28 protein-coding genes are annotated in these 26,814 nt (G+C 72.1%); 12 read left to right on the forward strand and 16 right to left on the reverse strand.

Annotated elements, in window-relative coordinates; genetic code table 11:
• Window positions 1-51: 51 nt before the first annotated feature.
• The 8 genes from J2S66_RS28280 to J2S66_RS28315 form a co-directional block, all read right to left on the reverse strand.
• Window positions 52-1,020 (reverse strand): hypothetical protein, encoded by a 969-nt coding sequence (locus J2S66_RS28280; RefSeq protein ID WP_310310366.1) that lies wholly within the window; start codon window positions 1,018-1,020, stop codon window positions 52-54.
• Complete coding sequence (locus tag J2S66_RS28285; protein WP_310310368.1) at window positions 998-2,113, reverse strand: DUF3696 domain-containing protein; 1,116 nt, start codon at window positions 2,111-2,113, stop codon at window positions 998-1,000. The genes J2S66_RS28280 and J2S66_RS28285 overlap by 23 nt, the downstream gene beginning before the upstream one ends.
• The gene (locus J2S66_RS28290) at window positions 2,110-3,252 is read right to left on the reverse strand and encodes a GmrSD restriction endonuclease domain-containing protein (protein ID WP_310310370.1); all 1,143 of its coding nucleotides are present in this window, start codon (window positions 3,250-3,252) and stop codon (window positions 2,110-2,112) included. The genes J2S66_RS28285 and J2S66_RS28290 overlap by 4 nt, the downstream gene beginning before the upstream one ends.
• 129 nt (window positions 3,253-3,381) lie before the next feature.
• On the reverse strand, window positions 3,382-5,193 hold the full coding sequence (locus tag J2S66_RS28295; RefSeq protein ID WP_310310372.1) for a phosphoenolpyruvate carboxykinase (GTP): 1,812 nt from the start codon (window positions 5,191-5,193) through the stop codon (window positions 3,382-3,384).
• A gap of 459 nt (window positions 5,194-5,652) precedes the next feature.
• Window positions 5,653-6,162 carry a hypothetical protein gene (locus J2S66_RS28300; RefSeq protein WP_310310374.1) on the reverse strand — a complete coding sequence of 170 codons (510 nt, stop codon included), beginning with the start codon at window positions 6,160-6,162 and terminating at the stop codon, window positions 5,653-5,655.
• Complete coding sequence (locus J2S66_RS28305; RefSeq protein ID WP_310310376.1) at window positions 6,159-6,998, reverse strand: MerR family transcriptional regulator; 840 nt, start codon at window positions 6,996-6,998, stop codon at window positions 6,159-6,161. The genes J2S66_RS28300 and J2S66_RS28305 overlap by 4 nt, the downstream gene beginning before the upstream one ends.
• Entirely contained in the window at window positions 6,956-7,537 is a 582-nt protein-coding gene (locus J2S66_RS28310) for a GNAT family N-acetyltransferase (RefSeq protein ID WP_310310378.1), read from the reverse strand. Before J2S66_RS28310 ends, J2S66_RS28305 begins: the two co-directional genes overlap by 43 nt.
• Window positions 7,538-7,544: 7 nt before the next feature.
• Window positions 7,545-7,826, reverse strand: coding sequence for a hypothetical protein (locus tag J2S66_RS28315; RefSeq protein WP_310310380.1), 282 nt, complete (start codon window positions 7,824-7,826; stop codon window positions 7,545-7,547).
• Window positions 7,827-7,922: 96 nt separating this feature from the next.
• Here J2S66_RS28315 and J2S66_RS28320 point away from each other — a divergent pair, with 96 nt between their 5' ends.
• Window positions 7,923-8,789, forward strand: a complete 867-nt coding sequence (locus J2S66_RS28320; RefSeq protein ID WP_310310382.1) for a helix-turn-helix domain-containing protein — start codon at window positions 7,923-7,925, stop codon at window positions 8,787-8,789.
• Entirely contained in the window at window positions 8,786-8,962 is a 177-nt protein-coding gene (locus tag J2S66_RS28325) for a DUF397 domain-containing protein (protein ID WP_310310384.1), read from the forward strand. Before J2S66_RS28320 ends, J2S66_RS28325 begins: the two co-directional genes overlap by 4 nt.
• On the opposite strand, the gene J2S66_RS28330 is transcribed toward J2S66_RS28325, so the two are convergent.
• The 4 genes from J2S66_RS28330 to J2S66_RS28345 form a co-directional block, all read right to left on the reverse strand.
• The gene (locus tag J2S66_RS28330) at window positions 8,949-9,641 is read right to left on the reverse strand and encodes a hypothetical protein (protein WP_310310386.1); all 693 of its coding nucleotides are present in this window, start codon (window positions 9,639-9,641) and stop codon (window positions 8,949-8,951) included. The two genes, J2S66_RS28325 and J2S66_RS28330, sit on opposite strands and share 14 nt — an antisense overlap.
• Window positions 9,642-9,767: 126 nt before the next feature.
• On the reverse strand, window positions 9,768-11,585 hold the full coding sequence (locus J2S66_RS28335) for a dynamin family protein (RefSeq protein WP_310310389.1): 1,818 nt from the start codon (window positions 11,583-11,585) through the stop codon (window positions 9,768-9,770).
• Window positions 11,582-11,992, reverse strand: a complete 411-nt coding sequence (gene grpE / locus J2S66_RS28340) for a nucleotide exchange factor GrpE (protein ID WP_310310391.1) — start codon at window positions 11,990-11,992, stop codon at window positions 11,582-11,584. Before grpE ends, J2S66_RS28335 begins: the two co-directional genes overlap by 4 nt.
• Window positions 11,989-13,506, reverse strand: a complete 1,518-nt coding sequence (locus J2S66_RS28345; RefSeq protein ID WP_310310393.1) for a dynamin family protein — start codon at window positions 13,504-13,506, stop codon at window positions 11,989-11,991. Before J2S66_RS28345 ends, grpE begins: the two co-directional genes overlap by 4 nt.
• 87 nt (window positions 13,507-13,593) lie before the next feature.
• Between J2S66_RS28345 and J2S66_RS28350 the strand changes: the two genes are divergently transcribed.
• The 3 genes from J2S66_RS28350 (at window position 13,594) to J2S66_RS28360 (ending at window position 16,153) form a co-directional block, all read left to right on the forward strand.
• Window positions 13,594-14,175 carry a hypothetical protein gene (locus tag J2S66_RS28350; protein WP_310310395.1) on the forward strand — a complete coding sequence of 194 codons (582 nt, stop codon included), beginning with the start codon at window positions 13,594-13,596 and terminating at the stop codon, window positions 14,173-14,175.
• Between the two features lie 145 nt (window positions 14,176-14,320).
• Window positions 14,321-15,487, forward strand: coding sequence for a sensor histidine kinase (locus J2S66_RS28355; RefSeq protein ID WP_310315132.1), 1,167 nt, complete (start codon window positions 14,321-14,323; stop codon window positions 15,485-15,487).
• Between the two features lie 9 nt (window positions 15,488-15,496).
• Window positions 15,497-16,153, forward strand: a complete 657-nt coding sequence (locus tag J2S66_RS28360) for a response regulator (protein ID WP_306744052.1) — start codon at window positions 15,497-15,499, stop codon at window positions 16,151-16,153.
• Between the two features lie 69 nt (window positions 16,154-16,222).
• Here the strand turns inward: J2S66_RS28360 and J2S66_RS28365 are convergent, their stop codons facing one another.
• The 3 genes from J2S66_RS28365 to J2S66_RS28375 all read right to left on the reverse strand — a co-directional run bounded on the left by J2S66_RS28365 (window position 16,223) and on the right by J2S66_RS28375 (window position 18,719).
• Window positions 16,223-17,158: a carbon-nitrogen hydrolase family protein gene (locus J2S66_RS28365; RefSeq protein ID WP_310310397.1), complete on the reverse strand. Its 936-nt coding sequence runs from the start codon at window positions 17,156-17,158 to the stop codon at window positions 16,223-16,225.
• 80 nt (window positions 17,159-17,238) lie between these two features.
• Window positions 17,239-18,150 (reverse strand): SDR family oxidoreductase, encoded by a 912-nt coding sequence (locus J2S66_RS28370; protein ID WP_310310399.1) that lies wholly within the window; start codon window positions 18,148-18,150, stop codon window positions 17,239-17,241.
• Window positions 18,150-18,719, reverse strand: coding sequence for a TetR/AcrR family transcriptional regulator (locus J2S66_RS28375; RefSeq protein ID WP_310310401.1), 570 nt, complete (start codon window positions 18,717-18,719; stop codon window positions 18,150-18,152). The genes J2S66_RS28370 and J2S66_RS28375 overlap by 1 nt, the downstream gene beginning before the upstream one ends.
• A 50-nt stretch (window positions 18,720-18,769) precedes the next feature.
• On the opposite strand from J2S66_RS28375, the gene J2S66_RS28380 reads away from it, so the two are divergent.
• From J2S66_RS28380 to J2S66_RS28395, 4 genes are all read left to right on the forward strand, one after another.
• The gene (locus J2S66_RS28380; protein ID WP_310310402.1) at window positions 18,770-19,564 is read left to right on the forward strand and encodes an HAD family hydrolase; all 795 of its coding nucleotides are present in this window, start codon (window positions 18,770-18,772) and stop codon (window positions 19,562-19,564) included.
• 237 nt (window positions 19,565-19,801) lie between these two features.
• A complete protein-coding gene (locus J2S66_RS28385; protein ID WP_310310404.1) occupies window positions 19,802-20,719 on the forward strand; it encodes an ABC transporter ATP-binding protein in 918 nt (305 codons plus the stop codon).
• Window positions 20,720-20,726: 7 nt separating this feature from the next.
• A complete protein-coding gene (locus tag J2S66_RS28390; protein ID WP_310310406.1) occupies window positions 20,727-21,485 on the forward strand; it encodes a hypothetical protein in 759 nt (252 codons plus the stop codon).
• 171 nt (window positions 21,486-21,656) lie between these two features.
• Window positions 21,657-22,565 (forward strand): ABC transporter ATP-binding protein, encoded by a 909-nt coding sequence (locus J2S66_RS28395; RefSeq protein WP_310310408.1) that lies wholly within the window; start codon window positions 21,657-21,659, stop codon window positions 22,563-22,565.
• A 17-nt stretch (window positions 22,566-22,582) separates the two neighbouring features.
• On the opposite strand, the gene J2S66_RS28400 is transcribed toward J2S66_RS28395, so the two are convergent.
• Window positions 22,583-23,788, reverse strand: coding sequence for a S8 family serine peptidase (locus J2S66_RS28400; RefSeq protein ID WP_310310410.1), 1,206 nt, complete (start codon window positions 23,786-23,788; stop codon window positions 22,583-22,585).
• Window positions 23,789-24,018: 230 nt separating this feature from the next.
• Between J2S66_RS28400 and J2S66_RS28405 the strand changes: the two genes are divergently transcribed.
• From J2S66_RS28405 to J2S66_RS28415, 3 genes are all read left to right on the forward strand, one after another.
• Window positions 24,019-24,615: a hypothetical protein gene (locus J2S66_RS28405; RefSeq protein ID WP_310310412.1), complete on the forward strand. Its 597-nt coding sequence runs from the start codon at window positions 24,019-24,021 to the stop codon at window positions 24,613-24,615.
• Between the two features lie 92 nt (window positions 24,616-24,707).
• The gene (trmB, locus tag J2S66_RS28410) at window positions 24,708-25,349 is read left to right on the forward strand and encodes a tRNA (guanosine(46)-N7)-methyltransferase TrmB (protein ID WP_310310414.1); all 642 of its coding nucleotides are present in this window, start codon (window positions 24,708-24,710) and stop codon (window positions 25,347-25,349) included.
• Between the two features lie 142 nt (window positions 25,350-25,491).
• The gene (locus J2S66_RS28415; RefSeq protein WP_310310416.1) at window positions 25,492-26,613 is read left to right on the forward strand and encodes a nitric oxide synthase oxygenase; all 1,122 of its coding nucleotides are present in this window, start codon (window positions 25,492-25,494) and stop codon (window positions 26,611-26,613) included.
• Window positions 26,614-26,814: the final 201 nt, after the last annotated feature.

Genomic DNA, 26,814 nt, shown 5'->3' on the forward strand with positions numbered 1-26,814 from the left:
GCCCGGCCGGAGGGGAAATCACGCTGGGCGACCAAAAAGAGACGGGCGCGATCACGCGGTCGGCAGGTGGTCGACGAACAGGCCGATCAGCACCCGGCCGTCGAGAGCCGGGTCGGGCAGGGAGAAGTGGATGCGGTTGCGATGGCGTTCGAGCTTCGCGTGCCACTCACAGCGGAACCGCTTCCCGTCGTGATCGACGTCCCTCATCGCCATGTGCTTGTGACTGCCCCGCGTCTTGACGCTCTCCCTCGACATGTCGACTCCGCGGGACCCCATCCGGGCCTCGACCTCGTGCGGTTGACCGTTCACCTCGTCCCACACGGCGGCGAACCGGTCGTTGACCTCCGCCAACACCGCCAGCACCGACTCGCGCAGGTTCTGGTAGGAGCCGTCGAAAGACCCGAACGACAACCCCTCGTGGAGAACGAGGTTCGGGAAGGCGTCCTGCCCACGTCGGTAGAACTCGCTCTCCGACACCTTCTCCGAGATCATCGAGGCCCGCCAGAAGCGGGGCAGCGCCTCGGTGGAGGCGAGGAAGAACACCTCGCCTTCACCGCACTCGCCCCGCACCGCGCGCGGTCCGGCCTGACCGGCCAGGGGCAGCGTCACACAAGCGACGGAGAACTGCTTCGTGGCGGCGAGGAGCGCGTACCCCACGGTCGGGGCGAACACCGGGCCGCACTCGTCGATGTGGACCTCCAGCGGGACACCAGCGGGCTCTTCGTCGTCCCAGCAGGGCAGCCGGTCCAGCAGGCGCATGAGCCGCTGTCGTTCGTCCCGGTCCGGTAAGGCCGTCTCACGCCCGAACAGGACGTCGTGCAGCGCCAGGTCGTCACGACAGGAAAACTCGTAGACGTCGGACCAGCGCGCGACCGGGTGCCGACCGCCGTTCAACTCCTCGAACAGGTCGTTCAGCAGGCCGACGGCGCGGCACACGTCCTCGTCGTCGTGTCCCCTGAAGTCGAAGCTCGACTCGTCCAGGACCAGGCGGTAGGTGTCAGCGCTGCCTCCGTCCAGCACGGGACAACCTCCCCAGGTCGTGCTCGATCTGGTCGAAGAAGCCCTCGGGCCAGGACTCCAGGCTGCCCTTCGCGTTCATCCGGATGGGGGTGGGACCGTCCCCTGAGCGCTCGCCGAAGAAGTAGGTCAGCACGTCGGCGTGACCGACGGACACCCCTTCGACGACCGCGAGCCGCACGCCGTTCAACACGTGATCGCTGTGCGTCTCCACGACGACCTGCACACCGAACCGCGCCAGCCGGGCGAGGAACCGCCCCATCCTGGACTGGCCCGCCGGGTGGAGGTGCGCTTCCGGGTTCTCCACTATGAACAGCGATCCGGGTCGCATGCGCAGCCCCGCGACGATGATCGGCAGGGCGTAGGAGAAGCCGAAGCCGGTGTTGCCCGGCCGGATCTCACTGCCGAACAGACCCGGCTCCCGGAACCTGATCGTGCTGGCGCTGAGCCCGGGACGCCAGGAGGCCGTGATCTCCACCGGCCGGATGATCTCCGAGGCCCACAGCTCCACCTGCGTGCGCAGCGTCTTGACACCCCGGTTGACCTCGGAATCGGTCTCCGGGTGCAACACGTCCCGGTCGACCCGCGTCGACTCGTGCGCCGCGAGGACCTGGGCGGTGTACTCGCCGCGCACGCCGACGCCGAGGTCCTCGACGTCCCCGCTCGTCATGGCCAACTGGTCCCGCGGCCCGAGCCGTTCGGCGTTCAGGTAGCAGAACAACCGGCCCGAGGCGCCCGAGAGGCTCGCCGGCAGGTCGGTGTCGGTGGTGAAGGGCAGGTTCAACGACCGCTTGGCCGGCACGTCGAAGCGGATGCCCACCTCGCCGTCGTCGCAACGAAGGCCGAGCACGATGGCGGGTTCCTCCGCGAGCGGGTGCAGGACCTCCTGCGCCTCACCGAGCGCCAGGCCGTGCACGTCGTTGAGCGCCACGACGCCCGAACGACCGATACCCGCAGCCTGCTTCGCCAGGAGGAGCGCCTGCACGAACGTGCTCTTGCCGGTGCCGTTGAGGCCGGTGAGCAGGTTCAGCCGCCCGAGCGGGACGGAGGCGGTCAGGAAGCGCTTCAGGTTGGTCACCTCGACCAGCTCGATCACGACTGCGCCACCACGTCCCCCGCCACCAGGAAGCGGTAGGCCACCTTGCGGGCATCGCCGGTGCTCACGCTGATGGAGTCGACGTAGCGCCTGTCGTGGCTCATGAGGCTCCGAGCGCGGGCCACGATGCCCTCCGCGCGCTTCCCCGCCTCGGTCGTGGGCAGGTCGGCCAGCGCCACCGCCCAACTCTCGAAGAGGGCCTTGTTGATCGGGCTGCGGTAGTCCGACCCCTCCGGCCACTTGCGGAAGGCGTGGCCGCCGAAGATCGCGGCCGCGTTGCCCATGGCCGTCCTGAACGCCTCGCGCAAGCGGTCCAACGCGGCGTCGTCGATCCGGTCGCGATCGTCGAGGTGGTTGGTCGCCTCCATGAGGAACGACTCGATCGATCCCTGCGAGTGCTCCACGTAGTGGTCCACGCCGAGCAGCCTGAAGGCGCAGAACCTGAGCGCCACCTCGCGGTCGTCCATCCGCACGCTGTTGTGCAGCCTCGCTCCTGTCGCCTCGGCGAACTCGGGCAGGTCGACGCAGCTCTTCAGGAAGTCCCGACTGCGCTGGGTGCTCATGCAGTGCCGGATCTCCTGCGGCTTGAGCGGGGTGCCGCCCGTGTTGATCCGCTTGAAGATGTCGTAGGTGACCTGCGGAGGCGTCTTCGGGTCGATGACGTGCGCGAAGATCTGGGTGTTGTCCATCCGCCGCCGCCAGGGCAAGGCGAGTTCGTCGAACTTCAGTCCCCCGACTTCGCCCTCCAGGTACTCCAGACCGGACAACGCGAAGGCGGACCGGCGCATGTACGCGTGGATCGTCGAGAGCCGCTGGAGACCGTCCACCACTCGCAGCAGTCCTTCGGCCGTCTCGGCGAAGTAGAACGCGGGCAGTGGGATCTGGAGCAGGATCGACTCGATCAACCCGGACTTCTGCGCGGGCTTCCAGACCTGGTTGCGCTGGAAGTCCGGCGCGAGTTCGAGATCCTCGTCGTCGATCTGGTCCATCACCTGCCGGATGGAGAACTGCTTCGTCGACACCCGGATCTCGGACCGATCGGACGGCTTCGCCGGGTAGGCCCTCTCGTCGACCTCCCGCTCGATGTCGGTCGGCTCGTCCTCGAAGTACTCCTCGGCGGGCTTGTCGTACGTCGTCACCCGGGGTCTCCCACCCTCGCACCAGCTCGTGATCGGCAGCCCGCGAGCCTACCGGTGCAAGGAGAAACCCCGGTGGACGTCGTTGGCCACCGGGGTTTCGCCTTCGGGCTCGGCCGGGCTCGGCCGGGCTCAGCCGAGGCGGAGCTTCAGCGCCTCCAGTTCGTCGCGCAGCGAGGTCGGCACCTTCTCGCCGATCTTCGCGAACCACTCCTCGATCATCGGGACCTCGGCGCGCCACTCGTCGGCGTCGAACGCCAGCGCCGCCTCGATGTCCTCGCGCGACGCGTCGAGACCGGTCAGGTCCAGCTCGTCGGCGGTCGGCACGTGGCCGATCGGGGTCTCGACGGCCGCGGCCCTGCCCTCGATGCGCTCGATGGCCCACTTCAGCACGCGCGAGTTCTCGCCGAACCCGGGCCACAGGAAGCGCTTGTCCTCACCGCGGCGGAACCAGTTGACGTAGAAGATCTTCGGCAGCTTGTCCGCGTCGGCCGACTTGCCGGTGTCGATCCAGTGCTGGAAGTAGTCACCGGCGTGGTAGCCGATGAACGGCAGCATCGCCATCGGGTCGCGGCGCACGACGCCGGTCTTGCCGACGGCCGCCGCGGTGGTCTCGCTGGACAGGGTGGCGCCCATGAACACGCCGTGCTGCCAGTCGCGCGACTCGGTGACCAGCGGGATCGTGGTGGCGCGGCGACCGCCGAAGAAGATCGCCGAGATCGGCACGCCCTTCGGGTCCTCCCACTCCGGCGCCTTGATGTCGCACTGGGCGATCGGCGTGCAGTAGCGGGAGTTCGGGTGCGACGACAGCTCGTCGCCGCCCGGCGTCCAGTCCTGCTTCTTCCACGAGGTCAGGTGGGCCGGGGGCTCGCCCATGCCCTCCCACCACACGTCGCCGTCGTCGGTGAGGGCGACGTTCGTGAACAGCGAGTTCCCCTTCTCGATGGTGCGCATCGCGTTGGGGTTGGTGTGGTAGTCGGTGCCGGGGGCGACGCCGAAGAAGCCGTTCTCCGGGTTCACCGCGTACAGCCGGCCGTCCTCGCCGAACCGCATCCAGGCGATGTCGTCGCCCAGGGTCTCGACCCTCCAGCCGGGGATGGTCGGCTCCAGCATCGCGAGGTTGGTCTTGCCGCAGGCGCTGGGGAACGCCGCCGCGACGTAGTACGACTTCCGCTCCGGCGAGGTGAGCTTGAGGATCAGCATGTGCTCGGCGAGCCAGCCCTCGTCGCGCGCCATCACCGAGGCGATGCGCAGCGAGTAGCACTTCTTGCCCAGCAGCGCGTTGCCGCCGTAGCCCGAGCCGAACGACCAGATCGTCCGCTCCTCGGGGAACTGGGTGATGTACTTGGTCTCGTTGCACGGCCAGGCGACGTCCTCCTGGCCCGGCTCCAGCGGCGCGCCGATCGAGTGCAGCGCCTTGACGAACGGCGCGTCGTCGCCGAAGCGGGCCAGGGCCCTCGTGCCCATGCGGGTCATGATGTGCATGGAGACGACGACGTACTCGGAGTCCGTGATCTCGACGCCCAGCATCGGCTTCTCGGCGTCGAGCGGACCCATGCAGAACGGGATGACGTACATCGTCCGACCGCGCATGCACCCGCGGTACAGGTCGGTCATCGTCGCCTTCATCTCGGCGGGGTCCATCCAGTTGTTCGTGGGGCCGCAGTCGGCCGGGTCCACGGAACAGATGAACGTGCGCTCCTCCACGCGGGCCACGTCGGTGGGGTCGCTGGCCGCCCAGAACGAGTTCGGCTTCTTCTTCAGCGGGACGAACGTGCCCGCGTCGACGAGCTTGGCGGTCAGGCGGTCCCACTCGTCCTGGGAACCGTCGGCCCAGACGACCTCGTCGGGGCAGGTCAGTTCGGCGACCTCGTGCACCCAGGCGAGCAGGTGCGGGTGGTCGGTGGGTGCCTGGTCGAGACCGGGAATGGTCACTGCCGTCATCTCGTCTCGTCTCCTAGCTGAGCGCCAGCCCACGGTGGACGCCGGTGTCCGGGTGGGACGTCCTCGGGAATGGCTCCGCCCGCCCGGTGGAGGGCGTGCCGGTCAAAGGGATAGACGGAGGTTAGCCGGGTTAATCCTCGGTAACACACATCCACCCTGTCGGCTGCCTCACAAAACCGATTCTGGAATCGATTCAGCACCCGATCACTCTAAAAGTCCGGGTGACCCGCTCTTTAGTCGCGAGAATGCAAGGGCGCGGCGGTGCGTCGATCACCACACCACCAAGTGTCCAGGTCCGCAACCTGTGAGAGCGCTCCCACGACGGGGTGCAAGAATTGCTGTACCGAAAAGTCCGTATTTCTCAAAGGATTCAGGAACGGTCGGCGGACACAACCGGCCGCACTGCCGACGAGGTTGTCCGGTGGTGCTACCGGTTGTGCCGCAAGGGATTCCGGGTGATCAGGCGGACCGCACCGGTTGGCGCAGCAGCGTGCGCGGCGACGGGTCGTCGAAGGGGGTCAGGTAGACCTCGTGGTGCGGGCCGTTGGGGACCAGCCCGTGCTCGGCCATGAACCGGGCCACGACCTCCAGCGACCGGTGCTCCTCGCTGAACGGGCCCTCGTGCAGCAGCTCCACGCACCGCCCCTCGGTGACGGTGGCCAGCCGCACCCGGTCGACCGCCGGGCACGACGCGCGGCCCGCCTCGCGCGCCCGCTCCACCGCCCCCTCGGCGGGCGGCGCGACGGGCAGCAGCAGGTGCCAGCGCCACTGCTCGCGCGGCGCGCGGCGGCCGTCCGGCACGCCCTCCGCCCACCACTGGCCCTCCAGCGGGCCGTGGTCCGCGCCGAGGGCGGCGGCCACGGTGTACAGGCCGGTGACGGCACCGGTGTGCTCGCTGCCACCGGGTTCGCCGAGGCCGGTGACGCTCAGGCAGGTGACGGGGCCGTGCGTGGTGATCGTCGGGGTCACGGGCGTTCCTCCAGGGGGATCATCAGGTGGGTGACGAGCCGGTCGGGCTCGGTGGTCGCGGGATCGGAGACGTAGACCTCGCGGATCGGCCCGCGCAGCGGGTGGCCCCGCTCGGCGCACCAGGCGAGGAGGGCGTGGGCGGTCAGGGGGATCTGGTCGTAGGGGCCGACGTGGGTGGCGCAGGCGAACTCCCCGCCGGGCAGCGGTTCCGCCTCCCGCCCAGAGGCTTCCCACCCGGATGCGTTCCGGCCGGACGCGTTCCGGCCGGACGGGTGCCGCTCCGACGGGCCGCGCCCCACCACCAGCGCGACCCGCACCTCGAAGGCGTCGTCCAACTCGACCGGGAACAACCCGATCAGCTCCGGCGGACCGGTGGGCGGCACCTCGCGCAGCACCCGGGCGACCGCCGCCGAGGTGGCGCGGGAGACGTCGGCCGCCCCCGCCGCGACCTCGCGGACCACGGCCACCGAGCGGGCCGGTTCGGCGACCACCCGCACCGGTGTGGCCGGCAGGCCCTCGACCATGACGCGCTCCAGCGCGGCCAGGGCGCTACGCCGCCGGACCAGCTCCGCCTCGTGCTCCGCGCGCACGTCGTCCAGGGCGCCCGGCGCGCCCGAGAGCACGGCGGCGACCACCGGCAGCGGCACGTCCAGCGAGCGCAGCAGCCCGATGGACAACGCCTGCCTGGCCTGCGCGCGCCGGTAGTAGCGGTAACCGGAGGCGGCGTCCACGTGCGCCGGGACCAGCAGCCCCAGCTCGTCGTAGTGCCGCAGTTGCTTGACGCTCAGCCGGCTCAGCGCGGCGAACCGCCCGATGGGCAGGAGATCGCTTTCCACGGGGCCAGCATGGGGTCTCCGGCGGTGGGAGGGTCCAGCGCCGGTGGTTCAGGCGTTCGGCGGTCGAGCCGCTTGTAGTACTGGACCTGCGGGAACGGGGTGAAGCCCGCTTTCTCGTAGGTGGCGCGGGCGGCGGCGTGGCCGGGGTCCCCGCCCGTGCCGACGACCGCGAGGACCACCCCGGCGGCGCGCAGCCGTTCGACGGCGTAGCCGGTCAGGGCGGTGCCGATGCCCCGGCGCTGGTGCTCCGGGTCGACGGCCAGCATGTGGATCTCGCCGTCGGCGACGCGCACCCCGACGAACCCGACGGCGCGGTCGCCCACGTCGGCGACCCACACCGCCGTGCGCTCCTCGCGGCAGACGTCCTCGACGGCCTTCGCCTGGGCGGTCCTCCACTCCGGGAACAGCGCCTCGTAGACCGGCTCGCCCAGGACGGCGCGGAACGACGCGAAGACCGGGGCCCACGCGCGCAGCGAGAACTCCACGACGACGGGGACGTCGTCGGCCGTCAGCGGTCGGATCAGGGGCGGCGTCGGCACCCCGCCATCATCGCGACACGCGGACCGCTTCCGCACGCGGGTTGTCGAGCGGCCCGGCGGCCAGGTCCGCTTCGGCACGGGCGATGGCCGCGTCGAGGGCCGCGCGGAAGGCCGCGATCTCGACTTCTTCGAGGCTGAAGCAGAACCGGTCGTCCGGGCCGAGCAGCTCGATGCTGCCGTTGCTCACGGTGACCGAGCAGACGGCCACCGCGCCGTGCTCGGTGCGGCAGCGGAGCAACCACTCCCGCCGCTCTTGTTCCTTCCTGATGCGCCTCTCCCGCCGGGTCATGCACGCCTCCTGGTTGGATCACTACGACGAACGGACCAATAATCCTATAAATTAGGCTTAGAGACGGGCACTTAGCCTTAACACGATGGAGTGGACATGGGGCTGGCGCGGCAGACCATCGAGCGGCTCCAACTCGGCTTGACGCTCGCTCGCCTGCGCAACCAGGCACGCAGGTCGCAAGGCGAAGCCGGAGCGGTGATCGGACGGACAGCGGGCCGCATCAGCCAGGTCGAGAACGGGAAGGGTGGCTTCGGCACCGAGGAGTTGACCAGGCTGCTCGACTTCTACGGCGCATCCGACCAGGAGCGGGAAACGGTCCTGGCCCTGGGTTCCGCAGCCCGGCGGCGGGCACCTCGGAGGGGATATGTCGACAACCTGCCGGAGCCCTTCCAGCGCCTCGCCGAACTCCAGGCGGCCTCGACGAAGATCAGGTGGTACGAGTGCGGGGTCATCCCCGGCCTCGTGCAGTCGCCCGAGTACGTCAGGGCGCTGATGGCGCTGTCGAACGCGATCTACTGGTCGGACTCGGAGGCGGAGACCGTCGAGCGCACCGAATTCCGCCTGGAGCACCAGAGGCGGGTGCTGGAAGCCGGCACCCCCAAGCGCATCGAGGTGGTCTTCACCGAGGACGCCTTGGACAACGTGATCGGGAGCGAGTCGGTGATGCGCGGCCAAGTGCTGCACCTGCTGCAACTCCTGGAGCGGCAACCCGGGCTCGGCATCCGGGTGGTCCCGCGGGGCACTCCGGACAACCCCGCCCTGGGCGGCGGTCTGGTGGTGCTGGACTTCCCCCGGGCACCGGGGGTGGGCTTCGCGACCGTTCTGCACGGCGCGGCCACCTACTACGATCAAGCGGAAGACGTCGAGCCCATGCAGCGGATCTTCGAGCGGGTCGGGCAGTTGGCGCTGGGCCGCGAGGAGACCCGGGCACTGCTGATCGACCGGCTGAAGGGGGCCAGATGACCGCCCAGTGGTTCACGAGCAGTTACAGCTCCGGCGGTAGCAACGCCTGCGTCGAGGTGAGGTTCTCCGGCGCGACCGTGGGCGTGCGGGACTCCAAGAACACCGCCGGCCCGGCCTTCGCGTTCTCCGGCCGGGCCTGGCGGGCGTTCGTGCGGCGGGTCAGTTCGGGCTGATCCACTGCCCCGTCACGGAGTCGATGCGCACCACGCCCGACACGGTGACCTTCTGCTCCGCCGGGTCCGCGTCGGCCGCCCACACCTCGTCGGCGTCCGGCTCGTACTTGCCGTCCGAGCCGATGCGGCCGTGCTCGACCTCGGTCCACTCGTCCTCGCCGGTGTGCTTCGACACCGTGACCTCGCCGTCCCGCGTGATCTCGGTGGCGATGTCGGCGCTGCCGTCGCCGTCGGAGTCGGTGAACAGCCAGGTGTCGCCGTCCTCGTCGCGCACGACCGCCGTGTCGGCCCGGCCGTCGCCGTCCGTGTCCTCGGTGGCGGGGCCGACCTCCTGCACACCGCCGTCCTCGACGTCGACGGTCATCGACTTGCCGTCGTTGCTGTTGGTCTGCTGGTCGCGGTCGTCCGAGGGGTCGACGGCGACCCAGTCGCCGGACTCCTCGTCGAACGTCGCCTGCGAGGTCAGCTCGCCGTCGGCGTCGAACGTGCTCATGAGGTCGGCGTCGCCGTCGCCGTCGGTGTCGCTGAACGCGAGGTGCCCGCCGTCGTCGGTCTCCACGACCGCGCTCTCGTCGACCCCGTCCTCGTCGAGGTCGTAGGTCGCCTCGGCGGTGTACTCCTCGTCGCCGACCGTGACCTTCAGCTCGCCGTCGGCCGCGCCTGTCTCGTCGATGTACACCGTTCCCACCCTCCCGCGTTCGTGCTGGTTGGACTCACGTTATGCCCGTTCGGTTCCGGCCGGGTAGTTCTCGCCGCACCGACACCCGGACGCCGGCCGTCGCCGTGCCGCACCGCGACGACGGCGTCACGCGCGGTCGCGCACGGCCCTGATCCGGGCCAGCAGCTCGTCGACCTTCGCCCGTCCGGCGGTCAGCTCGGCCAGCCGCTTCGTCACGGCCTGGAGCGCCCGCGTCCGCTCGCCGGCGCCCATCCGCAGCGCCTTGTCGACCTCGCGCAGCTCGGCCTCGATCGCATCGACCCGCTTGCCCAGCGCGTCGTCCAGCGCGAGCGACAGCTGCTGCTCGGCCTCGATCAGCTGCTCGGCCACCAGTTGGTCCAAAGTGGACCGGGCGTCGGCGATGGCGTCGGACAGCCACTGCTTGAGGTGCTGCTTGTCGGCCGAGTGCTTGCGGGTGCGCGCCATCCACCAGCCCGCGCCGAGCCCCAGCACCAGCGTCACCGGCAGCACGACGGGGTTCAGCGCGGCCACGCCGAGGCCCGCCAGGGGCAGCGCCGCGAGCCGGCCCGCGCCCAAGCCGCCGGACACGCCCATGAACACCAGCAGCTTGTCCTCGGCGGTCGGCGCGCGCTTCTCCGGTGGCCGCAGCACGACCGGCGGCGTCACGCCGCGTGCGAACTGGCCGCGGATCACGGCCAGCTCCTCCGGGGAGAACAGGTCGGCCAGGGCGGCGTCGGCGACCCGCGCCAACCGGGTGCCGAGACCCGCGCTGATCCGCCCGGACACCAGCTGCAACGAGGTGTCCACCTCCTGCGGCAGCGCGGCCAACCGGTCGCGGTCGGCCGCGTCGATGGCCGTGCGGAACCACGTCTGGAGGTCGCGCACCTGCCTGCTGACCTCGTGCGCGCCCTCCACGCGGGCCCGCTGCACCTCGCTGCGCAGCCTGACCTGCCAGCTCCGGGTGGACGAACGGCGCTGCGAGTTCAGCTCGTCGCGCCGGCCGCGCAGCGCCTCCGCCTCCTCCTCGCCGGACGACAGGGCGCGCTTGTCGGCCTCGCCGCGGGCGATCAGCTCGTCGAGCACGGTGGCCAGCGCGCGCAGGCCGTTCGCCTCGCCGAGCATCGCGGCCCGGCCGACCACCAGCTCCTGGAGCGCCGCCTGGAGCTCGCCGACGCCCGACCGCTCGCGCAGCATGGCCGCCGCGTCGGGGTTGGGCGCCTGGGCCGCCAGCTCGAACATCCGCGACGACACGGGGTGGAACACCGCGCCGCGGAACCGGGGCGCGTGCTCGGCGAGCAGCGCCTGGTCGGCCTCCAGCACCTGCCGCCAGCCGCGGAACCGGTCGACCTTGGTCAGCGCGAACACGACGGTCTCGACGCGTTCGCCGACCGTGCGCAGGAAGTCCAGCTCACCGCGGGTGAACGGGGCGGAGGCGTCGACCACGAACAGCAGCGCGGTGGCCGTGGCGGCGGCCTCGGCGGCCAGCTCGCCGTGCGCCGAGTCGAGCCCGCCGACACCGGGCGTGTCGACCACCGACAGGCGCTCCAGCAGCGGGATCGGGGCCTCCACCTCCACGTACCGGGGCGGCAGCATCCCCTCGGGCAGCTCGTGCGCGGCGGACACCCAGTTGACCATCTCGGACCGGTCGAACGGCACCGGCGACATCGACCCGGCGTAGCAGGCCCGCCCCGACCACTCGGCGCCGTGCCGGAACACCAGGTACGTCGCGGTCGCCACCTCGGCGTCCACCGGTGACAGGCCCGGCGTCGCGAGCAGGGCGTTGACCAGGGACGACTTGCCGCGGTTGGTCTCACCGACGACGACCACGGACGCCGGGCCACTCCTCTTGGCCTCGACGAACGCCGCCGCCGCGGGGTCGAGCGCCCGGACGAGCGCGGTCAGCTTCTCCCTGGTCTGCCGCACCACCTGCGGGAGGCTCGTCATCGCGACGTGTAGACCGTGACGACCGGGGCGCGCAGCGTCCGCCCGCGGTCGGCGAACCCGACCACCTCGGTCTCGGCGACGACGCCGTCGAGCGACACGTCCCCCGTCGGCACGGTGCCGCCCGCCTCGTGCAGCGACGGGTCGAACCGCTCCCCGTCGGGGCGCAGCGCGATCACGCCGATGCCCGCCAGCCCTTCTTCGAGCCGTTCCACGACCCCGGAGCTGCGGGCGCGGTCCAACGCGTAGAGGCAGAGCTGCACGAGCGCGCGCCGCTCCGCCAGCGCCTGGTCCAGCAGCTCACCGGCGATGAGGGTCTCCACACCGTCGTCCGACGCCGTCGAGCCGCCCTCAGTTCCGTTCCCCCCCGGTCCGTTCCCCCCCGGTCCGATTCCCCCCGGTCCGGTCATCGCCGCCCCCGCAGTTGTTGCCACATCAGGAAGTACGCCCGGTGCACCACGTGCGCCACCCGGCTCTGCGCGGGCGTGGCGCCGAACGACGCGAAGGAGCGCCACCAGCCGGCCCGCTCCAGCGCGTACGCGATCAGCTCCTGGTGGGGCCGCCCGCGCATGCCCAGCTGCTCGGCCAGGTCCGGCGAGCTGCCGAACCTCAGCACTTCCTCCACCAGGTCGTTCGGCATCGCCACGGCCCCGGACGCGACGAGCGTCAACGCCTCCAGCAGCCGCAGCTGGTGCGCCTCCGGCTTGGCCAGCAGCACCTCGATGGCGTCGTGCACGCGCTGCCGCTCGCCGGGGTCGCCCGAGGCGGCGGCCAGGGCTGTGACGGACGCCAGCGCGGCGGCGGCCTTGATGCCGTCGGCGCGCGACCGGAACACCGCGTTGAGCTTGGCGCGCACGCCGTGCAGGCCGGACGCGTCCAGCAGCGTGCGGCGCAGCGCCCCGGCGGTGGTGCCCGGGTCGGCGTCGAGCGCTTCGAGGGCCTTGCCGATGCCGTACAGGTCGAGCTTCTCCAGCAGCCGGGCGCGGGTGCCGGCGGGCACGTCGCACTCCCAGGTGGTGAACAGGTCGGCCGAGATCAGCATGGTCTCGCGGGTGGCGCCGTCCAGCTCGGCGAGCTTGCGCAGCGCGTCGGCGTCGGCCGAGGTGAAGCCGCCGGTCTCGGTGGACTCGGCGATCAGGCCGATCACCGGCAGCACGTCCGCGACGCGGGGCTTGAGGGTGAGCGCCTGCCGCTCGGCGAGCAGCACGGCCGCCTTCCACGTGTCGCCGTCCGCGCCCTCGACGGTCTCCGGGGCGATCGTGTCGGCCTTGTTCAGCACGGCGATCGCGTTGACCGGCCCCGCCTCGCGGCTGGCCGTGGCGGCGGTGAACGCGGCCAGCGCCTGCTGGTCGTCCTGCCGCACGCCCTGCGTGACGACGTACAGCACGGCCTCCGCGCCGGCGACGGCGTTGCGCGACACCGGGTCCAGCTCGCCGCTGAGCAGCGCCTCGGTGCGGGCGACCGACGCGGCGTCGAGCGAGCCGAGGCCCGGCGTGTCGATCACGGTCAGGTCGCGCAGCACGGCGTTGGTCAGGTAGGCCTCGACGTGCGACACGCGCTCGACGTCCACGCCCAGGTCGGGCGGGATGGAGCCGTCGGCCTGGAACGGCAGCACCTGCTTGCGCCCGTCGGTGAACACGACCTCGACGCGGTCCACCGTGCCGTACTGGAAGCGGGTCACCAGGCGGGTGCACTCGCCCACGTCCGTCGGCGCGACCCGCCGGCCGATCAGCGCGTTGACCAACGTCGACTTGCCGGACTTGATCCGGCCGGCGACGGCGACCTGCAACGGCGCGGACAGCCTGCGCAGCACCTCGCGGAACCCGGCGGCGGTCGCCGGGGACACCTGCGGCCCCAGACCGGCGCAGAGGTTCGCGACGGCCGCCGAGAGCGGGCCGGCGAACTGCTGGGCCTGGGCTGTCACGCCGGGAATCGTGCCACGTGCGGGTGACCACCGGTTTGTGAACGCCTCTTTCAGGGTATTTCCGGCGCTGACGAGGGAGGTCACGTCATGGAACAGGGCTATGCGGTGTTCCTGCTGCTCGGCGTGGTGCTGGTGCTGATCGACGGCCAGTTGATCTACCGCAGCGGCAAGGGCTACATGAACCGCGCGTACGGCGATCCCGAGGCGGCCAGGTCGATGACCCGCCTCGCCACCGTTCTCTTCCACCTGGTGGTGCTCGGCATGCTGGCGCTCGTGTCGATGATCTCCGTCGACACCGGCGACCCGGTCAAGAACGTCGTCATGAAGCTCGGCATCATGCTCCTGGTGCTGGCGCTGGTGCACGCGGTGACCATGGTCATCCTGGGCCGCATCCGCGACCGGCAGATCCAGCAGCAGCTGGCCGACGAGATGGCCGAGGACCACCGGCAGTTCGACCAGGCGCACCGGGTGCCCGCGCAGAGCCGGGCCGAGCCGCTCGCCTACCCGACGACGACGTCGCCGGCCGCGAGCGCGCCGACCGCCACCACGGTGGACCCGCCCGCGGCGAGCGCCCCCGTGGTGCCCGCCCCCGGGACCACCGCCACCCCGACCGCGGCGCCGACCCCCGAGCAGCAGGTCGACCCGACGCAGGTCAAGACGATCCGGTAGGCGGGACCTCCCGGCGTCACCCGCTCGCGCCTAGTCCTCCAGGCGGCTCATCCGCCTGGAGGACTAGGCGCGGTCAACCCGTGGCGCGACGCGCGCGAGTTCGTCGGATACCTAACCTGGTCCAGTGCGACGGCTGAGCCTGTGGATGCGAGCGCACCCGGTGTTCGGGGACTCCCTGATCGCCGGGGTGCTGTTCGTGTTCGACCTGGGCGTGGTGGCCGCCGCGTCGGACTTCGTGCCGCCGGCCACGCTCCTGTTCGTCGGGGCCGTCCTGATCGTGCCGATCGTGTTCCGGCGCAGGTACCCCCTCGGCGCGGCCTACACCACCCTGGCCGGCGGCGTCCTCCAGCTCCTCACGCACGGGAGCGTGGACGGCGGCGGCATCCCGTTCCGCGGGGGCGACTTCGCGCTGGCCGTGGCGCTCTACACGGTCGTGGCGTACGTGGGGCGCAGGCAGGGCCTGCTGTACGCGATCTGGTTGGCCGTCGGCACGTTCACGTGGGCCTACTGGCGCATCGGCGGCGGCATCGACACCGCGTTCATCGTGTTCGTCATCGCCGTCGTGTTCGGGTTCAGCTGGGCGCTGGGCGAGTTCGTCGGCGCGCGGCGGGCGTACCACTCGGAGCTGGAGCAGCGGCTCAAGCTGCTGGAGACCGAGCGCGACCAGCAGGCGCGCATCGCGGTCGGCGCGGAGCGGTCGCGGATCGCGCGCGAGCTGCACGACGTGGTCGCGCACGCAGTGAGCGTGATGGTGGTGCAGGCCGACGGCGCGGGGTACGCGATCAAGACGAACCCGGAGCTGGCCGAGGCCGCGATGAGGACCATCTCCGACACCGGCCGGCAGGCGCTGACCGAGCTGCGGCGGCTGCTGGGCGTGCTGCGGTCGGAAGACCAGTCGAGCACGCAGTGGGCGCCCCAGCCGGGCGCGGGCGAGCTGCACGAACTGGCCGAGAGCCTGCGCGCGGCCGGGCTGCCGGTGCGCCTGGAGACGGCGGGCGACCTGAGCGCGCTGCCCGCCGGCCTGGGGCTGGGCGTCTACCGGATCGTGCAGGAAGCGCTCACCAACACGTTGAAGCACGCGGGCTCGGGCGCCTCGGCGACCGTCCGCGTCGCCCAGGCGGGTGATCACGTGGACGTGGAGGTGGCCGACGACGGGTTCGGCACGCCCCACGACCTCGTCGCGGTGTCCGGCGGCAACGGGCTGATCGGCATGCGCGAACGCGCCGGCGTGCTCGGCGGCACGCTGGAAGCGGGCCCCAACCCCGGCGGCGGGTGGCGGGTTCGCGCGGTCCTCCCACTGGTGCCGTCATAGGGTGGTTTCGTGATCCGGGTGCTGCTCGTCGACGACCAGGAACTCATGCGCATGGGCTTCCGGATGGTGCTCGGCGCACAAGAGGACGTGGACGTGGTCGGCGAGGCCGGCGACGGGCTGGACGCCGTGCACATGGCGGCCTCGCTGAGGCCGGACGTGGTGCTGATGGACGTCCGCATGCCCGTGCTCGACGGCGTGGAGGCGACCAAGCGGATCGCCGAGGCGGGCACCGCGAAGGTGCTCGTGATGACCACGTTCGACATGGACGAGTACGCGCTCTCGGCGCTGCGGAACGGGGCGTCCGGCTTCCTGCTCAAGGACACGCCGCCCGGTGACCTGGTGTCGGCGCTGCGCGCGGTGGCCAGCGGCGACGCGGTGGTCTCGCCGTCGGTGACGAAGCGGCTGCTGAGCCGCTTCCTCGGCGACGGCGGCGGCGAGCTGCGGGACGCCTCGGTGCTGGAGGCGCTGACCGAGCGGGAGCGCGAGGTGCTCGTGCTGATCGCCAAGGGGCTGTCGAACACCGAGATCGCGCGGAAGCTGTTCCTGTCCGAGGCGACGGTGAAGACGCACGTGGGGCGCATCCTGGCGAAGCTGGAGCTGCGGGACCGGGTGCAGGCCGTGGTGCTGGCCTACGAGACGGGGCTGGTGCGACCCGGCGACGTGTGAGCCTGCCGGCGCCCGATCCCCGGCGCCCGATCCCCGGCGCCCGATCCCTGGCGCCCGATCCCGGGTGCGTCAGTCCGTGAACCGGGTGGGCGCGGCCCGGCGGCGGTCGACGGCCAGGTCGAAGACGTCCGGCCGGCCGAAGCGGGTCGCGTGGTCCTCCCGCTGCCGCCCGCCCCGCACCACGACGGGGTCGACGTCGGCGATCACCAGCCGCTCCTCGCCGGCGACCGGTTCGACCAGCCACCGGCCGTCCGGGCCGGCGATGGCGGACCCGCCGTCGTAGGGCGACGCGCCACCCGCGGCGAGGACGTCGTCGCGCAGCGGGAAACCGGCCGGGACGTCGGCCCGGTCGAGCAGCGCGCCGGCCGCGAGCGAGTACACGCCGCCCTCCCGCGCGACGAACCGGGTGATGTCGCCGGTCAGCCGCGTGGAGCCCGGCCAGACGGAGACGTGCAGGTCGGGGGCCTGGGCGTAGAGGGAGTGCCGGGCCAGGGGCGACCAGTTCTCCCAGCAGCACAGGCCGCCGACCCTCAGGCCGCCCGCGTCGTGGACGCGCAGCCCGTGACCGTCGCCATCGGCCCAGACGAGCCGTTCCTCGGCGGTCGGCACGAGCTTGCGGTGCACGCCGACCACGCCGCGCGCCGGATCGACGGCGAGCAGGGTGCAGTGGACGGCGCGGTTCACGGGGTCGCGCTCGGCGATGCCCAGGTAGGTGAAGACGCCGTGGTCGCGGACGGCCTCGGTGATCAGCCGCACCTCGGGACCGGTCACCTCGACAGCGGCCTCCTGGTAGGCGGCGTGGGCGAGCCGCTGGCGCGGGTCGTCGAGCGGGACGCCACCGGGCTGGGTGAGCCAGAACGGGTAGCCGGGGAGGAAGGCCTCAGGGAAGGCGACGAGGTCCACGCCCCGCGCCGCCGCCCGGCCGACGAAGTCGACGACCACGCGGACGCCCGCGGCCACGTCGAGCCACGGGCAGCGGACCTGGGCGGCGGCGACGCGGATCACGCCGACACGCTATCCGGCGGGTCCCGCCCGATCGGGTTCGCACCCGACCGGGTTCGCACCCTGCCGGCGGCGGCCGCGCCTCAGCGGTACGCCGAGGCGTCCGCCGTCGTCGGGTCGACGCCCGCCTTGAAGACCTCCTCGTACCAGCGGCCCCAGTCGGGCCGCGAACCGTCGAGGTCGGTGAAGCCGTACTCCCGCATGAGGGTCCACGACGCGAGCGCCCGGCCGGTGAACCGGTGCCGGTCCGGGTCGGCCGCCAGCGCCGCGATGCCGCGCCCCACGTAGTGCGGCGTCTCGGACATCGCGTAGTGCGGCTCCTTCGCGATCGCGTCGCGCCAGTTCTCCTCGGTCACGCCGAAGTGCTCCAGCATCTGCTCGGACCGCAGGAACCCGGGCGTGACGGCGACCGACGTGCCGCCGAACGCCTCCAGCTCCTTCGCCATCACCGTGCCGAACCGCCGGATCGCGACCTTGACCGAGTCGTAGGCCAGCGACTGGGCGTAGTACTCGTCGTCGTCGCCGTCGGTCACCTCGACCAGCAGCCCGCCGGGTCGGCGGATCAGCAGCGGCAGCAGGCGGTGCAGGGTGACCAGGTGCGCCTGCACGCTGTTCCGCCACATCCCCAGCTGCTTCTCCAGGTCCTGCTCCCAGAAGACCCCGAATTGGGTGTCCTGCTCACCGCCCCACACGTCGTCCACGAGCACGTCGAGCCGCCCGTCCGCCTCCGCCTCGACGCGGGCGCGGAACGCGTCCACGTCGGCGGGGTCGGTGAAGTCGCAGCGGACCGCGACGCCCCGCCCGCCGGCGGCCGTGACCAGCTCCGCCGTCTCCTCGATCGTCTCGTCCCGGTTGATCGGGGACTTCCGCTCCCGCGTCGACCGGCCGCCGACGAACACCGTGGCGCCCGCCGCGCCCAGCTCCACCGCGATCGCCCGCCCCGCGCCCCGGGTCGCCCCCGTCACCGCGGCGACCTTGCCCCGAAGATCGGCCATCATCTCCCCTTCCACGCGTCCAGCACCGCGTCCACGTCCTCCGCCAGCCGGTCGACCAGCGCGCCGCGCGGCCGGACCGACCAGTCCATCGACACCCCGTAGACCAACCCCGTGAGCACCCGCGCCGCGCGCTCCGGGCCCGGCCCGCGCGGCAGGTCGACCCGGCGGGTCAGCTCCAGCACGGTCTCCCCGGTCACCTCGTACAGCCGCGCGAGCAGCGCCCGCAGCCCGGGGTCGATCAGGTCGACGCCGAGCTGCGCCAGGTGGTTCTGGGCCTCGGCCGGGTCGCTCATGCCGTCGAGCCAGGTGAGCAGCGCCGCGCGCAGGCCGGCCAGGGGGTCGAGCCCCTCGGCCGCCTCGTGCATCCGCCGGACGACGTGCTCCGTCGTCTGCCTGGTCAGGGCCTGGAGCAGGCCCGACTTCGAACCGAACCGCTGCGCCACCGTGCCCACCGACACACCCGCCCGCGCGGCCACCTCCGCGAGGGTGAAGCCCGGCCCCCGGAGGCCGATCACCTCGGTCGCCGCGGTCAGGAGGCGCTCGTCCGTGATCGTCCTCGGTCGTGCCACACCGTTATTGAACCACGGTTCATTAATCGCCGGCCAGTAGGGTGGCGACAGTGACCTGGAGACCGCGGCTCATCGCCCTCGACATCGACGGAACGATCACCCCGCTGGGCCGCGAGGAGGTCGCGCCGGCCGTGCGCGCGGCGATCCACCGGGCCGTGGACCACGGTGCCCACGTCGTGCTGTCCACGGGTCGCAGCCTGATCGGCACCCGGCCGATCGTCGACGACCTCGGCCTGCGCGACACGACCGCGATCTGCTCCAACGGCGCGGTGTGGTGGGACACGACGTCCCGCGAGGTGGTCCGCAAGGTCGCGTTCGACCCGGGCCCGTCCGTGCGGCGGCTGCGGGCGCTGCTGCCCGACGCGGTGTTCGCGGCCGAGGTGACCGGCCTCGGCAACCTCTCCCTCGGCCGCTTCCCGGACGGCGACCTGTGGGGTGACGTGCGCGAGGTGTCCCACGACGAGCTGGTCGCCGAACCCACGCCGCGCCTGGTCGTGCGGTGGGTCGGCCGCACGCCCGAGGAGCTGGCGCTGCGCCTGGTGGACGTCGAGCTGCCGGGCGTCACCGCCTCGCACGACCACACCGAGCCGTGGCTCACCCTCACCCCGCCCGGCGTGACGAAGGGCGCGGCCCTGGAGGACCTGCGGCGCGCGCTCGGCGTGGCGGTCGGGGACACGCTGGCCATCGGCGACGGCGACAACGACGTGGAGATGCTGCGGTGGGCCGCGCACGGCGTGGCGATGGGGCAGGCGCCGGTCGCCGTGCGGCAGGTGGCGGACGCGGTCACCTCGACCGTCCTGGAGGACGGCGCCGCCGCCGTGCTGGACCGGTACTTCGCGGCCTGACCGGCGGGTCGGCCCGGCCGGCCGCGTCGACCGCGCACCGCGGGGCTTCCCTGAGAGCGGCCGGGCATCGACCCTGGGGACGACTCAGGGTGATCACGGATTACTACAACCGAGGTAGCGGTCACGATAAGACTGAAGTCGCACCCACGAGTCAACTACAGACCGATGCGTAAGCCCCCCTGGACCGGGCAAGGTTCTACCCGAACTCGGGGGATGTGTCCGTCCAGGGGAGAGAACATGATCGAGGCTGTCGGCCTCACCAAGCGCTACGGGAAGACGGTGGCGGTGGACAACCTGTCGTTCGCCGTCGAGCCGGGTCGGGTCACCGGCTTCCTCGGCCCGAACGGCGCGGGCAAGTCCACCACCATGCGGATGATCCTCGGCCTCGACCGGCCGAGCGCGGGCAAGGTGCTGATCGGCGGCAAGCCGTACCAGCAGCTCGACCGGCCGCTGCGCACCGTCGGCGCGCTGCTCGACGCCAAGTGGGTGCACCCGAACCGGTCGGCCAGGGCGCACCTCCAGTGGCTCGCCAAGTCGAACGGCCTGCCCGACCGGCGGGTGGACGAGGTGCTCGACCTGGTCGGCCTGACCAAGGTCGCCAAGCGCCGCGCCGGGTCCTACTCGCTCGGCATGTCGCAGCGCCTCGGCATCGCCGGGGCCCTCCTGGGTGACCCGAAGGTGCTGCTGTTCGACGAACCGGTGAACGGCCTCGACCCCGAGGGCATCCTCTGGATCAGGCAGTTCATGCAGGGACTGGCCGCCGAGGGCCGCACCGTGCTGGTGTCGAGCCACCTGCTCTCGGAGATGGCGGTCACCGCGCAGGACCTGGTGGTCATCGGGCGCGGCAGGCTGATCTCGCAGTCCACCACGACGGAGTTCATCGAGCGGTCGACCGAGAACACCGTCCGGGTGCGCAGCCCGCACGCCGACAAGCTGGGCGCGATGCTCGTCGACAAGGGCTTCACGGTCCACGAGGACGCCGACGCGTCGCTCACCGTGTCGGGCGCCTCCAGCGACCAGATCGGGGACATCGCCGCCGCCGCCGGTGTCGTCCTGCACGAGCTGAGCCCGCAGCACGGCTCGCTCGAACAGGCGTTCATGCAGCTCACCGGTGACTCCGTCGAGTACCACGCCGAGATCGCCCAGGGGAAGTGACACCGCGATGACTCTGCTCGCCGTTGAACGGATCAAGCTGTTCTCCACCCGCTCGCCGTGGTGGTGCATGCTGCTCGCCCTCGGGTTGACCGTGGGCCTCACCGCCCTGATCTCGGCCAACTGGACCGGGCCGCTGCCGGTGATCGGCGCGGTGTTCACGCACACGTTCGGCCTGTACGTGATCATGGTGATGGCCGCGCTGGCGGTCACCACCGAGTACCGCTTCGGCACCATCAGGTCGACGTTCCAGGCCGTGCCGGACCGCATCTCGCCGATGATCGCCAAGGCCGTCGTCGTGATGCTGCTCGCCGGCCTGGTCGGCGAGGCCGCCGCGTTCGGGTCGTGGGGCCTGAGCTGGCTGCTCGCCGACGACACCTCGCAGCTCGCGCTGACCTCGGCCAACGACTGGCGGCACGTCGCGGGCGTCGGCCTCGTCTACGCGGCGGGCGCGCTGCTCGCCCTCGGCGTGGGCGCGCTGGTGCGGCAGACCGCGGGCGCCGTGTCGATCATCCTGGTGTTCGCGCTGGTCCTGGAGAGCGTCGTCGGGTTCATCCCGAACATCGGCGACGACATCCAGAAGTGGATGCCGTTCACCGTGGTCAGCAAGTTCATCTTCGGCGACCCGGACCCGAGCGCCATCCCGGAGGGGGCCGGGCCGCCCGCCATCGGCGAGCTGAGCCCCTGGGGCTCGCTGGCCTACTTCGCCGGCATCGCCCTCGCGGTCTACGTCATCTCGCTGGTGGTCGTGAAGCGGCGGGACGCGTAAGGGGAGCGGGCGGCGCGGTCTTCGGGGGTCGCGCCGCCCGGCACGGGGGAAAGGGGGGAACCCGGGTCGCCTTTCGGGGAGGTGGCCCGGGTTCCCCCGCCGCGTTCCCCCGCTGTGCGGCACCACACCGCTCCAGGTTCGGCACAAGCCCAGATCGGACGGGGAGAAGTCATGATCGAAGCGACCGGCCTCACCAAGCACTACGGGAAGACCGTCGCCGTGGACGACCTGTCGTTCACCGTCGAGCCCGGCCGGGTCACCGGCTTCCTCGGCCCGAACGGCGCGGGCAAGTCCACCACCATGCGCATGGTCCTCGGCCTCGACACCCCCACCCGCGGGCGGGTCACCGTGAACGGCCGGGACTACCGGTCGCTGAAGCAGCCCCTGCGGGTCGTCGGCGCGCTGCTCGACGCCAAGTGGGTGCACCCGAACCGGTCGGCGCACGCCCACCTGCACTGGTTGGCCAAGTCCAACGGCATCCCGCTCAAGCGGGTCGACGAGGTGCTGGACCTGGTCGGCCTCACCCAGGTCGCCAAGCGCCGCGCCGGCTCCTACTCGCTCGGCATGTCCCAGCGCCTCGGCATCGCGGGCACCCTGCTCGGCGACCCCGACGTGCTGCTGTTCGACGAGCCGGTCAACGGCCTCGACCCCGAGGGCATCCTCTGGATCAGGCAGTTCATGCACCGGCTGGCCGACGAGGGCAAGACCGTGTTCGTGTCGAGCCACCTGCTCTCGGAGATGGCGCAGACCGCGCAGGACCTCATCGTCATCGGCCGCGGCCGGTTGATCGCCCAGACCAGCACCGCGCAGTTCATCAAGGAAGCCACCGAGGACGCCGTCCGCATCCGCTCGCCGCACCTCGACCGCCTGCGCGAGCTGCTCGGCGACAAGGCCCGCCTCACCGACTCCGCGACCGGGGACGGCGCGCTCGTGGTGCACGGCGTCGAGGCGGCGTCCATCGGCGAGCTGGCCGCGGCCAACGGCATCACGCTGCACGAGTTGAGCCCGCAGCTCGGTTCGCTGGAAGAAGCCTTCATGCAGTTGACGAAGGAATCCGTGGAATACCACGCGGCCGAATAGTCCGGCGCGGCCGGAATTCACCTCCCCGGACCGGCGTCCCGCCAGAAGTCGTCGTCCGGCGGCGGGATTTCGGTGACCACCGGGGCCGGGCCCCGGCGGATTCGGTTCCGCCGCGCCACGACGAGCGCCACCGACACGAGGACGGCCGCCGCGAGGGTGGTCGCCACGACGAGGACGGCCGTGCCGGTGCGGACCCCGTCCCCCTCCGGCGCGGTCGCGGTCGGGGCGGCCGCCGGCTCGTCCGACGTGGCCCCGGTGGTGGCCGGGGGCGGGGCCAGCGGGTTGTGCCCGACCGGGGGGACGTCGGCGGTCAGCGCGGCGACCGCGTCCACCTGGCCGAAGCCGGTCGCGTCGTCCCGGCCCGGCGCCTGGAGGTCGGTCGCGGTGGCGACGAGGCGGTTCACCACGTTGCCCGCGTCGAGGTCGGGGTAGCGGGACCTGACCAGCGCCGCGACGCCGGAGACCAGGGCCGTCGCGGCGCTCGTGCCGTCCACGGCGGCGTACCCGGAGGGGGCCTTGGCCAGGGGCAGCGCGGTCACGACGCCCTGCGCGGGCGCGGCCAGCACGGTCTCCGGGCCGATGTTCGAACCGGTCCACGGCCCACCGCCGGGGACGGTGCCGGACACGGCGACGACGCCCTTGATGTTGGCCGGCGCGCCCACGTGCAGCACGCCCTCGTTGCCGGTGCCGGCGACCACCACGACGTCGCGGTCCAGCGCGTCGTTGACCGCGCGCAGCAGGTCGGGCGTGAGCGTCGCGACCGACGTCAGCGACAGGTTGACCACGTCCGCGCCGTGGTCGACGGCCCAGGTCACGCCCTCGGCCACGGACGTCGTGGTGAACCGGTCGCCCTCGGCCCCGACCGACACCGGCAGCACCTTCGCCGCCGGGGCCACGCCCAGCGCGCCGCCGTCCACACCCCGGCCGGCGATCAGCGCGGCCATCGCGGTGCCGTGGCCGTCGTTGTCGCGCGTGCCGTCCGTGCCGCCCGCCGAGCCGAAGCCGGCGCCGGGCAGCAGCGCGCCCGCGAGGTCGGGCGCGGTGGCGTCCACGCCCGAGTCGACGACGGCGACCACGACCCCCTCGCCGCGCGTGGTGGCGTGCGCGGTCGGCACGCCGAGCGCGGCCAGGTGCCACTGCCGCTCCTGGATCGTCTGCGCGCCCGCCGGCGCGGGCGCGCACAACGCGATCAGCACCGCGGTGAGAACCGCTCTCCCCAGCACCCGATTCCCCCTTGTGGTCGGCATCACAAATATTCCATGTCGGTCATGTTTCACAGATCTCGGTTCGGGCAACCGGAGCAATCCGTTCGTTAAGAGGTCGTGAACTCCGGCACAGGACCATGACAAACGCATCGGAAACGGGTCAGATGTAAAGCAACGAATCGTGAGGTGGGTGCCACCCGCACGCGAATTCGGATACCCCCGTCAAGGAACCCCCCGGAGGTGAACCCGTGACGGTGCTTGATCCGAACCTGAACGCCGACCAGTCGGCAACCGGGTCGAAGGAGCTGCCCAGGGAGAAGATGCCCAGGCAACGCGACCACGCCCTCCGCGTCGAACCGATGCTGGCGCTGGAATGGTCGCACGCGATCGAGGCCGCGGGAGCGGTCGGGATCGCGGACTCGCCCGCACAGGCCCGTCGGGCCTGGATCCACCGGGCCGACGAACGACAGGTCCTCACCCTCTTCCGCGCAGTCGGGTCCGACGCCCCCGCACCCTGGTGGCTGAGGGCACTCGACCGGGGCAGGATCGCCTCGCGCGCGGCGGCCTACGCGATCGAGGACGAGGTGACCCGCCTGCTGGCCCACCGGCCGGGGTGGGTGTTCGTCCCGTGGGCCGACGAGGGCGAGGTCGGCTACTGGGAGTTCGTGCCGTCGGAGAGCGGCGTGTACGGCCCCGCCGAGCCCACCACCGTGCAGTTCACGGACCGGCACCCCGGGTTCGTCGACCTGCTCCCGGCGCACCGGGGCCCCGGTCGGCGCCAAGCCATCGAGTTCACCCCGGCCGAGCTGCGCGAGCAGATCGAGGACCTGGAGAACATCGCCTAGCGCACCACCTAGGCTGTACGCCCGTGACGTCCAGCCAGCAGCGACCGCCCCACCACCGATCCGTCGTCAGCTACGTGCAACGCGGTGAACGGATGACGGTGGGACAGCAGCGCGCATGGGACCGCCACTGGGAGCGCTTGGGCCAGGAGGTCAAGGCGCTCCCGGCCGGTCCCGTGCACTTCGCCGACTGGTTCGGCCGCGAGGCGCCGGTGGTGCTGGAGATCGGGTCCGGGATGGGCGAGACGACCTCGCAGCTGGTCGCCGCCGCACCAGGGCTGAACTACGTCGCCGTCGAGGTCTACAAGCCCGGCCTGGCGCAGCTGCTGCTGCGCGCCGAGGCGCTCGGTGTCGAGAACCTGCGGGTCCTGCGCGGTGACGCGGTCGACCTGCTCACCGACCACGTCGAACCCGGTTCGCTCGCCGGGGTGCGGATCTTCTTCCCCGACCCGTGGCCGAAGAAGAAGCACCACAAGCGGCGGCTCGTGCAGCCGGAGTTCGTGCGCCTGGTCGCCACCCGCCTGCGGCCCGGCGGCACGCTGCACCTGGCCACCGACTGGGAGTCGTACGCCGAGCAGATGCTGGAGGTCTGCTCCGCCGAGCCGCTGCTGCGCAACCTGCACGACGGCTGGGCCCCGCGCCCGGACTGGCGGCCGGTGACGAAGTTCGAGCAGCGCGCCGTCGAGGAGGACCGGATCAGCCACGACCTGATGTTCGAGCGGAACGAACTCACCTGACCGGGTAACGCCACGTCATCGGGTCGTCGGGACGACGACCCGGCGTGGTTCCGTCACTCCTTGGTGTGGCGTTTGTCGATCACCCGTCGTGCCCCGTCCGGCAGTGACGGGTGACCGCGTTCCGCAACTACGGTTGCCGCCCGTGACCTCAGCAGACAACGAACCGGCACCGCTCGACGCGGACGCGGCGGAGGGCTTCCTGCGCATGTTCCACACCGCGCACCCGGAGGCGGGGCCCGTCGGCCCGAGGCTGTCCCGGGTCCGCGACGAGATCGCCGGGACCGGGACCTACCGCCACACCCCCGACGAACTGGCGTACGGCGCGCGCATCGCCCTGCGCGACAGCGGATGGTGCACCAGCGGCCTGCCGTGGCGCCGGCTCAAGGTCCGCGACCTGCGCGGCTTGCGCAACGCCGCCGCCGTCGCGGGCGAGTGCGTCGAGCACCTGCGCCTGGCCACCAACGGCGGCGAGATCCGCCCCCTGATCACGGTGTTCGCCCCCGACGCGCCGGGCGCGCCCGGCCCGTGCATCTGGAACGAGCAGCTCGTCCGGTACGCGGGCCACCCCGACGGCACCGGAGACCGCCGCTACACCGCGTTCACCGCGGCCGTGCGGGAGATGGGCTGGCGACCGCCCGGCGAGCCCGGCCGGTTCGACGTGCTGCCCCTGGTCGTGGAGACCGCGCACGAGGGCGCGAAGCTGTTCACCGTGCCGCCGGACGTCGTGCACGAGGTGTGCCTGGAGCACCCCGACCTGCCGTGGTTCGGGCAGCTGGGGCTGCGCTGGCACGCCGTGCCGGTGATCACTCACATGCGGCTGTCCATCGGTGGGGTCAGCTACCCCGCCGCACCGTTCAACTCGTGGTTCGTCGGCTCCGAGATCGGCGCGCGCAGCCTCGCCGACGAGAACGCCTGCGGCGCCGCCCGGCCCGTGGCGGAGGCGCTGGGCCTGGACACGACCGCGGAGCGCTCGCTGTGGCGCGACCGCGCCGTCGTCGAGCTGAACCGGGCCGTGCTGCACTCGTTCGACCTGGCCGAGGTCACCATCACCGACCACCACGCGGAGGCGCTGCACCGCCTGTCCTGGCTGCGCTCGCGGCAGCGCTCCTCGGGCGGCAGGCCCGCCTTCCGCCTCGACCCCGGGGCCGCCCGCCGGGCCCGCGCCGGCGGCCCCGGCCGCTTCGCCCCGGCCCCGGCCGAGACCACCGCCCCCCAGTCGCCCGGCCGCCTCGCCGAACTGCTCCGGCGGCGCGCCGGGGTCTGAGGCGCGCCCGCTCCCCGCCCCGCCCTTTCGTCAGCGCTGCGAGTCGACCAGCACACCGGCGAGCGCCATCAGCACGAGCACCAGGAGGCCGAGCACGGCCCCCGCCCACGTCATCACCACTCCGAACATGAGGTTTCTCCGTTCCCCGACTTGTGCCTCAAGGGTCGCCCCGCGTTTCGTCATCCGGCATCGGCCACTGGG

This window comes from Saccharothrix longispora (genome assembly GCF_031455225.1).
Lineage (GTDB): Bacteria > Actinomycetota > Actinomycetes > Mycobacteriales > Pseudonocardiaceae > Actinosynnema > Actinosynnema longispora.